Origin of the sequence: Propionivibrio sp., from assembly GCF_049316945.1 — a bacterium.
GTDB lineage: Bacteria > Pseudomonadota > Gammaproteobacteria > Burkholderiales > Rhodocyclaceae > Propionivibrio.
Genome location: NZ_JBMOJE010000042.1, coordinates 26622 through 36332, shown reverse-complemented (window position 1 = coordinate 36332; position 9711 = coordinate 26622). Strand labels below are relative to the sequence as shown.

Here is a 9711-nt window from a genome sequence, read left to right as displayed (position 1 = left end):
GGCCCTCTTCCGGTCCCATACTACGACGACGGATTGATCACGATCTTTTGTGGCGACTCTCGGGTCATCGTGCCGCAGCTACCCAAGTTCGATCTGCTGCTAACCGACCCGCCATACGGCATCAACATCGCCAAGACGGGCAAGATCGGCAAGGCACGATACGAACCCGCCGAATGGGATGCCAAGCAACCCGAGCCGTGGGAACTGCAAATGCTGATCGCAAGCTGCAAGGAGTCCATCATCTGGGGCGGCAACTACTACGAGCAACTCCGCCGGGCGACATGCTGGCTGGTCTGGGACAAGAAAAACGACGGTCTGTCCTTCGCCGATGCCGAACTCGCATGGACAAACCTCCGCCGCGCCGTCCGCATGTTCCGGTGGATGTGGCACGGGGTGAAGGAAGGCGGACCTATCAAGCGCGTCCACCCCACCCAAAAACCCGTGCAACTGATGGAGTGGTGCATCGGCAAAGCCAATAAGCCGCAATCCATGCTCGACCCCTACATGGGCAGCGGATCGTCACTGATCGCCTGCCAACAACTCGGCATCCGCGCTGTGGGCATCGATATGCACGAGCCCTACTGCGCGGCCGCCGTCGAACGGCTCCGCGATAATCGGGCCAACGCTGCCAGTCAGCTATCGCCTGAGAGCGAAGCGAAAGGCGATTAGCTGGAATGGCCTGTTGGGCATTTTTTGGGCGTCACCTGCCTCTGAGTGGTGAACTGGTCCGAGTGACCAAACAAACACAATGCTAAGAAACATCACAATAACGCCGGTCCTCAATGGATTCGTCGCACAGGTTGGCTGTCAGCAACTCGCTTACACCAGCGTCGATAAACTCGTCTTGGACGTGGGGGCATACCTCCGCGATCCAGAAGCCACGGAAAAGCGCATCCTCAAGGAAGAGGGATTCAACGCCAAGCACACGCTCGGCGGTGCAGAAGCTCCCGCGCCATATCCGCAGGTCAACGCTGCAACGGATTGCTGCGCTGGCGAACCTCAACCCACGACCGCGACCGGGGTCGGCGCGATGCTCGGTGGACTCGCACGCCGATAACTCAACGATGGGCGAGCGGGGTCCGATCCCCTGTTTGCCCAACGAAAAGAGCAGCTATCCGAAGGATTAGCTGCCTCGTCTTGTTAGCCATATTTTTATGAACACACCACAAACTGACAAGATCGAAAGCAAATGGAGCCAGCAGCACGATGGATGCGTCCCCGCGTCTTTCGCCAGACAACTGGAGGAAGATAATGGGAAACTCAGAAATGAGATCGCCCTCATCAAACGAAACGCTCTAAAAGCCGCAAAACTTTTCGGAGGACTGACGATGGCATACCGCACACAACTGGAAGTATCCGAAGGGCTGGCTGCCGTCGTGGATATGTGCCTCGGTCACTACCTGCCGGAAGGTCGCAACCCGCACCGTGAGGCGGCACAGGCGGCACTCGATGAATACAACGCTATCTCCCACACTGGACCCGAGCTATCGGACAGCAAACTGGACCACGAAGCAACGTGTGATGTCGGGGGACGCCCCGAAGCAGGGAGGTCTATTTTGGCTAACGACCAAGGCCACCTATCCCACCCCTCTAAAGACTAATCTATGGAAACAAGCTCACAAACCACAATGGACGCCATCGAAGCCCAAACGCCTGACGGGGTGGGATTAGGTGCGCCGCCTTGTTCAGCATCTTCTTACGCCGCTCACTCGCGCCGCGTCATGTCCTCAAGCGTGGATATGACATGGGCAACGCCTCAAGAGTGGTTCAACTACCTGGATCTTGAGTTCGACTTCACGCTCGATCCCTGCTGCCACCATGAAACGGCCAAGTGCAAAAAGCACTACACGCCAGAAGAGGACGGACTGGCGCAATCGTGGCAGGATGAACGGGTCTTCATGAATCCGCCCTATGGCCGCGCCCTCGGAACGTGGATGAAGAAAGCCTACGAGGAAGCCCGCGACAATGGGGCCTTGGTGGTGGCCTTCGTGCCTGCTCGTGTGGATACGGAATGGTGGCACCGATACGCCGTGAAGGGGGAAGTGCGCTTCCCGAAAGGCCGCGTGAAATTCGCGGGGGCTGACGCATCCGCGCCCTTCCCGGTGGCGGTCGTCGTATTCAGGCCCCGCTTATGATTTTGCTGAACGATCAAGGTCACGGGCTGTCACCCGTGCCGAAAAACTCAACCTCAAATCCGGCGTCCCACGGGTGACAGTTCCGTGGACCGCCTTGTTCGACAATTTTATGGCAATACTCATAATGACCCTGACTGATTCAGGCGGTAAGATCGCAGAAATTGAAGTAAGCGAAAACGTGGTGAACTCGCCGGATGTCAACCTTCAATCCAAGTGCCTGATGAGCGCACTACGCTATCTGAAACAGGAAATATGCGAACCTTGCGGAACACCTTGCGGCCAATAGGGCTGGGGGCGTTGCGTGGACTCTTTGTCGAACGCTGCCAGTGAGGGACGGCGTAGCGAAGCGTAGCCGTTTCCTCCACTGGCCTGTTCGACATTTTACCTTTATGAACAAAATCAAATGCCCTTGGTGCGAGCGACAAACGCGGGATGATCTCCCTCACTGTGACTGGTGCCTGAAAAACTTCCCTGAAAAATCGTCCACTGCACTGTGCCACCTCAAGGACGCGGGAGAAAAGACAATCCGCGAAATCATGCGGTGGTCTGTGCAGGAATGCGCTGACGCGGAGGTGACTGACGAAATCCAGCGACTCGGAACACGGCTGAAATTGCTGATTTCCGGCAACACGGAGCGAAAGCAAGACCGCGCACAAGTGCTGCTGTCGAGGTGGATGGAATGGGCGCGTGCTCATGGCCACCTCGAACACGCTGCCGGGATAGCCGCAGACACTCGGGATATTCTGTCGAACGACCGTCATCAGCAAGGCCCGTCCGAAGGGCGGGGCTTTGCTGCATGAGCTGGTTCGACTAATTTTATGGGAAGAACACACGACATCACAATAAGCGGTTTCGATCTGGACAGGATCGAGGCCGAGGCAAGGTATTGGAAAGAGGAGTGCGAAAAAATTACTACGGCGCACAGGTGGCTCATGTTGGAAAACGACAAGCAACGGATGCTTCTGGAATACGTCGTCGAAGAATGGGACTCGTTCTGGAAATCCAAAGACAAGGACCAAGACGATAGATTCCCAGGAGTGTTGAAAGCCATCCGCGAGTATTTGTCGAACGCTGGGGGTGACCTACCGCCGCCCCCGACGCCCGAATCCAAGAAGGACGCTCCCGGCGGTTAGGTCCACTCCCTTGTTCTGGCTCTTCCGAATTACCAAACGACACCCGATGCAATACAAACTCTTCGACACTCCCGAGTATGACGCCGACGTTGTGATGACGCCGGAATGGTGCGCTCGTGACGTGGTGGAATACTTCCGCCCCGCCGGTCGTGTCCTAGATCCATGTAAAGGGGATGGCGCGTTCCTGAAACACATGCCCGGCGCGGACTGGTGCGAAATCCGCGAAGGGAAAGACTTCTACAAGTGGGAAACTCCGGTCGATTGGATCGTCTCGAATCCACCCTACAACATTCTCCGCGAATGGATGCGCCACAGCATGGCCGTTGCGGAAAACATCGTCTATCTGATCCCGGTCACGAAGGTCTTCAACAGCTTCTCGGGGATGCAGGAAATCTACGAATGGGGCGGGCCAGTGGAAGTGCTGGTCTATGGGACTGGCTCCCGCCTCGGCTTCCCGCTCGGCTTCGCCGTGGGAGCTGTCCACTTCCGCAAGGGCTACCGGGACGGGATGCGCGTCCAATTCCGTTGCCAGAACACCAGCATGACCTGCCACCGGTCTTCCGGTGGTTAGGTCCATGCGCTGTTGGGCAGGCCGGAAATCGACGTGAAAAATAAATGAAAATAAATGTTGACTCTTACGGCGTGACGCCGTATTCTGATCGCGTTATGAAAAACATCACCAACCAAAACGAAATCAACGAAGCCTTCGCAAAATTCCAGCCTGACGGGGACGGTGCCTATGCAACCGGAGCCTGCCTGCCTGGCCAATACCAGCAGGAAAATATGCAGCAATGGGCAGAGCGCGGAACCATTGATGGAGCCCCGGCGAAAATCTACTTCCTCTTCGAAAATTCTGAGGCGGAGGTTGAGGACGGCGTGGACATGCCATTCGACGCGGCCCACATCGACAGCATCGACTTGGCGGAAGCTGACGAGGACGGCGACTACGAAACCCTGTGACGCCCGATCAATACAAAGCAACCCGCAAAGAGCGCGGCACCCAAAAGGGTGTCGCGGCTCTGCTGGGAGTGGACTATCGGACGATCCAACGCCGTGAGGCGGGAGACATCCCCATCACGGAGGAAGCTCGCCGAGCAATCCTATCTGTGCCGCTCCGCAAAAAGAAACGCGCACCACGGCGGCCCAACACCCAAGATGACCCACCGCGCTCTGGCGGTTGAGTCCATCGCCTTGTTCGACGTTATTTAGCTTCAATCAAATCATACTCAGCGGTGCGCTGTGTCTGCCCGTCCGTCGTCCCCTTGGGGTAGTAGAACCGAATCCAATACGCTCCCACGGGTTTAGGCGGGCCTCCACGCTCAACGTGCCATCCGCCATTGCCATCAAGAAACTCCTCCTTGTAACCGCCCGCTTTAATGTGGGTCTGGCGGCAATGCTCAATACGGTAAGCTGTGTTCAGCCTGATGCGCGAGATGGGAAGCTGAAACGAATCATGCGTGTGTCCAGTAAAGACAAAGTCCGCATCGGAAACGTAGACCGCCTGACGATTGGTTTGGATTACTCCCCTAGTAACTGGGCCACCTCCACCAGTACCGTGGAAATACCAAAGTTTGAACGCCGCCTCCTTTCCTCCGGTGGCAATTTGAAATTTAATGTAGCCGGAAAAGCCCCCCTTAGAGATGTGCGGAAACCCACGGTCTTTTGCAATGGCAACCATTTCAGCGGTCAAGCATGTCTCATGGTTTTTCTTGATGGCTGACTCATGGTTTCCGTAACCACGCACCGTGATGATGTCCTTGTAAGGCTCTAAAAAATCAACGGATGTCCGCTTAAGGAGGTCAAGATAGTTGTCCGAGTTATGCTCTGGGCGGATCTCTTTCTTGCTGCTGCGCTTGTCGTATTTACCCTGCATGGCGCAGAACCAGTCGCCAGCATCAATCACCGGGGCATTGCGCTCCAATGCAAGGTCGAGATGTTTTGTCAATAGTTCTCGGTCACACTTGGGATTGTCCCAATGCACATCGGATTGCAGCAGCACCCACTGCTCGTCGCCAACGTGCTTTAGGTCTATTTTGAAAACGCTGACATTTAGCCCAGCTTCTTTGACTGTCCATTGAGTTTTTTTCATGAGTTTTTTCGGTAGCCTTGTTGCCATAAAACTTTGCTGACTATCTTGCCAAGACGCTCAATGTCGTCTTCTGGCATCTTTGGAAACACTAAGTGCGAGACTTCATGAACCATGATTTCAAGTTCCTTGCGCGGAGTTAAGCGCGTGTCGAGTTCAACCTTTTTAAGATGCTGCCAAGCTAACCCATAGGATCGCTCTTTGCCTAACTTGCGGCGGGCCACGGTGATCTTCATAGCCGGATAAAATTGCGGGCTAACGTGCGCGGGCGTTTCTTGCACCACACACCGTCACCAGAGGTCGAGTCACGGTCACCCTTGCCGTTGGTATTGCCCTCGACGGTTTGGATAAACTGCGAGCCTTTAAGAGCATCCTCCACAACGATGCCGATGTGCGAAAAATCAAAGATAACAAGGTCGCCCGCGTGAACTTCCGCGCCCTCGCCTAGCACATGTAAATCCTTCTCTTTTGCCCATTGCAGAAAATCAAATGCCGATGCTGTTTTAGGTCGCCATTTCTCCACGTTTCCAACGCCAATGGACTCGGCAACACCGGGCACACCCAACCAGTCTTTGATGCACCAACAAACAAACGCAGCACACCAAGGCCATGCGTCAGGCTCAAGCCAAGTGGCTTTTTGGTAGGCGACAATGCGCCCGCCGCGGTTGTTGCCGCCCTGCTCCCGTATCCCGATTTCCGCTTCTGCAATACCAACAAGAATTGATTTGTAGTCGTTCATGGTTTGGTCTTCCTGCGCGTCTCAATTGTTTATAATTCAGCCTTCCCGTGCGCCTCAATTGTGATGTTTCCGGTTTTCCTGTCGAAGGTAGCCGTTACACGAATTGAGTCAAGCAAACGCAAAAGAAAACTCCGACGGTCTTCCTTGGGGATCACCCGCAAAACATCAGACGCGATGACTGCTTTGGTGTCGCCGTATCGGTCAACACCAAAGGTTTTCATCCCTTAAAGTTTCCCCCCCGTGAGCTTGGGGGAAGGGTTGCTTTTCGCACCCGTGCGCGAGGGTTAAACCTACCACCTGGGATGGTTGGCTCTTTTCGCAAAACATTTATCAGGCCGACAACTGCAAGGCCCAAGGCGATGATGGCCTCACCACGCTCTGGGTCGAGCTTAACCCCAAGGGCGGTCGCCAAAAGCACGATGCCGCGCCATGTGGACTCCTCTTTGAGCCTGTCGAGCAGCCAATTCATTTCTCTCCCCCGGCGCGAAGGTTGAGAAGCGCAAGCTGAATGGCAGTCTGTATTACATCGGTGCTGGCAATGATACCCTGCTGGATTGCAGCGGTGCGGATGTCGTTCGTTGCAGCGGCTCGCTTCTCGTCTCCAGTTAGTTTCGCGTCGGCATAGGACGCCACCACGTCCAAGGCAATTGGCGCGAGTTTCTCCAAAAACAAGGCGGCATTACTGGCAAGGATTGGAGCCAAAAAGTTAAACAAGCCAATTCCTGCGCCGGTTATCCATACCCAAAGTTTAAGAAAGATAGTTTTCATGGTGTATTTCTGTCTAACCTTGCCAACACGGTTTCTATCCGCGCCAGCTTTTCAATTTGCACGATTTGCCGTGCGGAAAACTCTGCATATTGCAACTTAAACCCAGCCAACTCCACCGCATATTGCTGCATCTTCTGCGAGCCATCTTTGTCAATGCGCCTAATCTCGGTCATTTGGTCTTTGTCCGACTGCTCAAGAATAGAGACACGGTTAAGCAAAACACCGCCGACAATTGCAGTCGAGAGAGCGGCCCCGCTTAACGCAGACAAGAAGGCAGTGGCGATGGTTTTAAGTGCCTGTTTCACCGGAGCTTCAGATGAGATGGAATCGCCGAGTTGCATTACTCAATAGGAGCTTTAGGGAACAATCGCACAATAACCGACTTTTTCTCGTCAAGGTCTTTGGAAAGTTCGGACATACAATTTATTCACCAATGACTTCCTCGAAAGTGTGTGGCGCGGGAGGGAAGGTTACCACCCCAGCGATGCTCATGGATTTAACAGTTTGCAGCCATGTGTAGAGGGCAACGAGCTTTGGCTTGCTGGCAAGGGCATCGGCTTCCTTTGTGGTAAGAAGCAAGTCCATCAGGGTGACGAGACGCGCACCCGTAAGTCCCGCATTGGCAACGTGCTGTTCTCCAGCGGCAATCTTTTGCTCTGGTGTCATATTTGCCGCCTGCTTTTCGGCCAAGGTTTTGAGTTCGCCACCTATAAAAACATAATGGACTTGTGGGGAAGCAATCACCTGTTTGGCTTGCTCGTCGGTGATCTCAACGACGGTTGATTGTTTCCCTACGTTTTGAGGTTCGGTGTTGGAGATTCGGTTGATGCCCAACTGAGGGCCGAGGACGGCGTATTTCATAAGTTTGGAACCCAGTTGAATTTCTGGTTGATCGTTTCGGAAAGCTGACGGCCAAGGGTGTCGTTGAAGTCGGGTTTGAGCGGCTTCACTTCGGAGCGGATAATGTGCTCACCATAGGGCCAGCCGAGTTCGTGCTCCTTGGTGTATTGAGCGACATTAGAGGGATCATGCTGGAAGGCCTCCATGCCGAGATACTTCCAAACCTTGTCCATCGTTCCCTGCGGGTCTGATGCTAAATTTTCGGCATGGACGAAAAGAACCTTGTCCTTGTGGAGTCGGGCGAGTTCGTGGATGCGCTGGATGGCGAGTCCCACAGGAGCAGTGTCCAACCAGAACCCGCAACGGCCTTCAACGGTCTGGATGCGCACCGTGTCTTGCTGGCTCATCTCCAACTGAAACTCTGGATGCTGCTGGAACTTCTTTTCCATGCTGGAAAGCACTCCGCGAATATCGCGGACAGGGACAAGCAACTTGGCCTCGGGAAAGAGCTTGAACAGCAACCCTGCGCTGCCGATCCATGAGCGGCATTTGTCCACTACGATAAAGCGGTCGGTCAGGGAGTCGAAGGCGTTGGAGATTCCGGCTCGCATGAAATCGGTGAAAAGCTTCTCGCCGTCTGTCGGATTAGGGATGGAACGAAACTCCTCTGTCTTGAAGAACGCCTTGGAGAGATACATGACTTCATGCACCCCGCTCGTTGCCGTGGCATGGACAAGCGGATTCTGCGCGAGAAGGTTTTGCAGGAGTGTGCTGCAAGACCTTGGCAGACCAGATGTGTAATGAACGGTTTTCATCACAGGTCTTTCACAACGTCAACACTACTGTTCCCTCCGATTGTCAGCCCTATTCCTGCTGTCCATGTGCTGTCGGATGCTCTGGCGTGAATAACGAGTGAAACGGAAGTTGTTTGAAAAATGCTCGTTGCTGAGTCGATGATCGTCTTAGTGACGTAACAATCTACGTTTACTAGATTGATGCATCCTTGAAACGCGGACCCGCCAATCGAAGTCACCGAGTTCGAGATGGTCACGGCAGTTAATCCTGACGATCCTTGCATCATATAACTGCCAAGTGAAGTGACAGAGTTTGAAATGACGAGTTTGGTAATGCCATCACAGCTATAAAAAGCGTAATTGCCAATCGACGTAACAGAATTTGGAATTATTAGCGTTCCCACCAACGCTGCACAATCATAGAACGCACTACTACCGATTGAAGTAACGCCCTGTCCAATACTCAGTCCCTTCAATGTGCCTGCTCCGCTTTGCCAGCTATTAGGAATCGTTGTCAAACCATACCCTTTAACATTGTTGGAGGTGTCGGCAATCAGGGTAAGGGTGGAGGGGATTACCACACCAATGTCGTAAAGACTGCGGTTTGCCGACAAATTAACCCCTCCTATCGTGCGGGTGGTGGGGACAAGAGGAAGCAAAGCGGCTTGTGCCGCCGCGTCTGCGGCGGTGAGCATGGCGCGGCCTGCGGCGGTGGAGTCGGAGATGTCGGCTGCGGCAGGCAATGCCGTAATGGGGTTATTTGAACCGTTTGTTTTAAGGAACTGTCCGGCAACCGGAGTGACAATGATGTTTTTTGGAGCACCTGCTGCCTGCTCCTGTGTGATGAGTAGATCTTTGTTAGCCATATTGTTCTACCATGTGAGAAGTTGTGCACGAACCCATGTATTTGTTCCCGTGCAGATGTAGATGTAATTGCCCGCGATCCTAAATGTTCCCACTGTGCCTGATTCTGCGGCAGAGGCTGGTTCCGTTCCCGTAGTCCTTAGTAAAAGGGTGTCGCTTACGTTCAAAGTCACCGCGCTTGTCGTGCCGCTCACGCTTAATGTCGCCGCGCTAGTCGTGCCAGTCAATGTTGCAGCCGAAAACGTGCCGCTTGTCCACTGTCCCCCTGGGCCGAAACTTGGACTAGCCGCAAATGCAGAAGATGCGCACACAGAAAGAATAAGGATTATTTTTTTCATATAGATGCCAACAC

17 protein-coding genes are annotated in these 9711 nt (G+C 54.0%); 8 read left to right on the top strand and 9 right to left on the bottom strand.

Annotated features, from left to right (window positions below):
- From ACOYNV_RS11480 to ACOYNV_RS11445, 8 genes are all read left to right on the top strand, one after another.
- Positions 1-669, top strand: a 669-nt coding sequence (locus ACOYNV_RS11480; RefSeq protein ID WP_422899915.1) for a DNA methyltransferase, incomplete at its 5' end; no start/stop codon positions are given.
- A 79-nt stretch (positions 670-748) separates the two neighbouring features.
- Positions 749-1057, top strand: coding sequence for a hypothetical protein (locus ACOYNV_RS11475; RefSeq protein ID WP_422899914.1), 309 nt, complete (start codon positions 749-751; stop codon positions 1055-1057).
- Positions 1058-1154: 97 nt separating this feature from the next.
- The gene (locus ACOYNV_RS11470) at positions 1155-1601 is read left to right on the top strand and encodes a hypothetical protein (RefSeq protein WP_422899913.1); all 447 of its coding nucleotides are present in this window, start codon (positions 1155-1157) and stop codon (positions 1599-1601) included.
- Positions 1602-1604: 3 nt separating this feature from the next.
- The gene (locus ACOYNV_RS11465) at positions 1605-2135 is read left to right on the top strand and encodes a DNA N-6-adenine-methyltransferase (protein WP_422899912.1); all 531 of its coding nucleotides are present in this window, start codon (positions 1605-1607) and stop codon (positions 2133-2135) included.
- A 389-nt stretch (positions 2136-2524) separates the two neighbouring features.
- Positions 2525-2935 (top strand): hypothetical protein, encoded by a 411-nt coding sequence (locus ACOYNV_RS11460; RefSeq protein WP_422899911.1) that lies wholly within the window; start codon positions 2525-2527, stop codon positions 2933-2935.
- Positions 2936-2953: 18 nt separating this feature from the next.
- Positions 2954-3268 carry a hypothetical protein gene (locus ACOYNV_RS11455; protein WP_422899910.1) on the top strand — a complete coding sequence of 105 codons (315 nt, stop codon included), beginning with the start codon at positions 2954-2956 and terminating at the stop codon, positions 3266-3268.
- Positions 3269-3314: 46 nt separating this feature from the next.
- Positions 3315-3839 carry a hypothetical protein gene (locus ACOYNV_RS11450; protein WP_422899909.1) on the top strand — a complete coding sequence of 175 codons (525 nt, stop codon included), beginning with the start codon at positions 3315-3317 and terminating at the stop codon, positions 3837-3839.
- A 44-nt stretch (positions 3840-3883) separates the two neighbouring features.
- Entirely contained in the window at positions 3884-4228 is a 345-nt protein-coding gene (locus ACOYNV_RS11445; protein ID WP_422899908.1) for a hypothetical protein, read from the top strand.
- A gap of 241 nt (positions 4229-4469) precedes the next feature.
- Here the strand turns inward: ACOYNV_RS11445 and ACOYNV_RS11440 are convergent, their stop codons facing one another.
- The 9 genes from ACOYNV_RS11440 to ACOYNV_RS11400 form a co-directional block, all read right to left on the bottom strand.
- Positions 4470-5357, bottom strand: coding sequence for a hypothetical protein (locus ACOYNV_RS11440; protein ID WP_422899907.1), 888 nt, complete (start codon positions 5355-5357; stop codon positions 4470-4472).
- Positions 5354-5578, bottom strand: a complete 225-nt coding sequence (locus ACOYNV_RS11435; protein ID WP_422899906.1) for a hypothetical protein — start codon at positions 5576-5578, stop codon at positions 5354-5356. Before ACOYNV_RS11435 ends, ACOYNV_RS11440 begins: the two co-directional genes overlap by 4 nt.
- Positions 5579-5586: 8 nt before the next feature.
- Entirely contained in the window at positions 5587-6093 is a 507-nt protein-coding gene (locus tag ACOYNV_RS11430) for a CHAP domain-containing protein (protein ID WP_422899905.1), read from the bottom strand.
- A 29-nt stretch (positions 6094-6122) separates the two neighbouring features.
- Positions 6123-6314 (bottom strand): hypothetical protein, encoded by a 192-nt coding sequence (locus ACOYNV_RS11425; RefSeq protein WP_422899904.1) that lies wholly within the window; start codon positions 6312-6314, stop codon positions 6123-6125.
- A 244-nt stretch (positions 6315-6558) separates the two neighbouring features.
- Positions 6559-6861 carry a hypothetical protein gene (locus ACOYNV_RS11420; RefSeq protein WP_422899903.1) on the bottom strand — a complete coding sequence of 101 codons (303 nt, stop codon included), beginning with the start codon at positions 6859-6861 and terminating at the stop codon, positions 6559-6561.
- Complete coding sequence (locus ACOYNV_RS11415; RefSeq protein WP_422899902.1) at positions 6858-7202, bottom strand: hypothetical protein; 345 nt, start codon at positions 7200-7202, stop codon at positions 6858-6860. Before ACOYNV_RS11415 ends, ACOYNV_RS11420 begins: the two co-directional genes overlap by 4 nt.
- An 82-nt stretch (positions 7203-7284) precedes the next feature.
- Entirely contained in the window at positions 7285-7722 is a 438-nt protein-coding gene (locus tag ACOYNV_RS11410; protein ID WP_422899901.1) for a hypothetical protein, read from the bottom strand.
- Positions 7719-8516, bottom strand: a complete 798-nt coding sequence (locus tag ACOYNV_RS11405; protein ID WP_422899900.1) for a sulfotransferase family protein — start codon at positions 8514-8516, stop codon at positions 7719-7721. Before ACOYNV_RS11405 ends, ACOYNV_RS11410 begins: the two co-directional genes overlap by 4 nt.
- Positions 8516-9361, bottom strand: a complete 846-nt coding sequence (locus tag ACOYNV_RS11400; RefSeq protein ID WP_422899899.1) for a leucine-rich repeat domain-containing protein — start codon at positions 9359-9361, stop codon at positions 8516-8518. The genes ACOYNV_RS11405 and ACOYNV_RS11400 overlap by 1 nt, the downstream gene beginning before the upstream one ends.
- Positions 9362-9711: the final 350 nt, after the last annotated feature.

Excerpts from the sequence above, each read along its gene's own strand:
- ACOYNV_RS11465 (WP_422899912.1), top strand. The coding sequence starts at position 1,605 with ATGGAAACAAGCTCACAAACCACAATGGACGCCATCGAAGCCCAAACG.
- ACOYNV_RS11405 (WP_422899900.1), bottom strand. The coding sequence starts at position 8,516 with ATGAAAACCGTTCATTACACATCTGGTCTGCCAAGGTCTTGCAGCACA.
- ACOYNV_RS11475 (WP_422899914.1), top strand. The coding sequence starts at position 749 with ATGCTAAGAAACATCACAATAACGCCGGTCCTCAATGGATTCGTCGCA.
- ACOYNV_RS11450 (WP_422899909.1), top strand. The coding sequence starts at position 3,315 with ATGCAATACAAACTCTTCGACACTCCCGAGTATGACGCCGACGTTGTG.
- ACOYNV_RS11420 (WP_422899903.1), bottom strand. The coding sequence starts at position 6,861 with ATGAAAACTATCTTTCTTAAACTTTGGGTATGGATAACCGGCGCAGGA.
- ACOYNV_RS11410 (WP_422899901.1), bottom strand. The coding sequence starts at position 7,722 with ATGAAATACGCCGTCCTCGGCCCTCAGTTGGGCATCAACCGAATCTCC.
- ACOYNV_RS11440 (WP_422899907.1), bottom strand. The coding sequence starts at position 5,357 with ATGAAAAAAACTCAATGGACAGTCAAAGAAGCTGGGCTAAATGTCAGC.
- ACOYNV_RS11415 (WP_422899902.1), bottom strand. The coding sequence starts at position 7,202 with ATGCAACTCGGCGATTCCATCTCATCTGAAGCTCCGGTGAAACAGGCA.
- ACOYNV_RS11470 (WP_422899913.1), top strand. The coding sequence starts at position 1,155 with ATGAACACACCACAAACTGACAAGATCGAAAGCAAATGGAGCCAGCAG.
- ACOYNV_RS11445 (WP_422899908.1), top strand. The coding sequence starts at position 3,884 with ATGAAAATAAATGTTGACTCTTACGGCGTGACGCCGTATTCTGATCGC.
- ACOYNV_RS11425 (WP_422899904.1), bottom strand. The coding sequence starts at position 6,314 with ATGAAAACCTTTGGTGTTGACCGATACGGCGACACCAAAGCAGTCATC.
- ACOYNV_RS11400 (WP_422899899.1), bottom strand. The coding sequence starts at position 9,361 with ATGGCTAACAAAGATCTACTCATCACACAGGAGCAGGCAGCAGGTGCT.
- ACOYNV_RS11460 (WP_422899911.1), top strand. The coding sequence starts at position 2,525 with ATGAACAAAATCAAATGCCCTTGGTGCGAGCGACAAACGCGGGATGAT.
- ACOYNV_RS11455 (WP_422899910.1), top strand. The coding sequence starts at position 2,954 with ATGGGAAGAACACACGACATCACAATAAGCGGTTTCGATCTGGACAGG.
- ACOYNV_RS11430 (WP_422899905.1), bottom strand. The coding sequence starts at position 6,093 with ATGAACGACTACAAATCAATTCTTGTTGGTATTGCAGAAGCGGAAATC.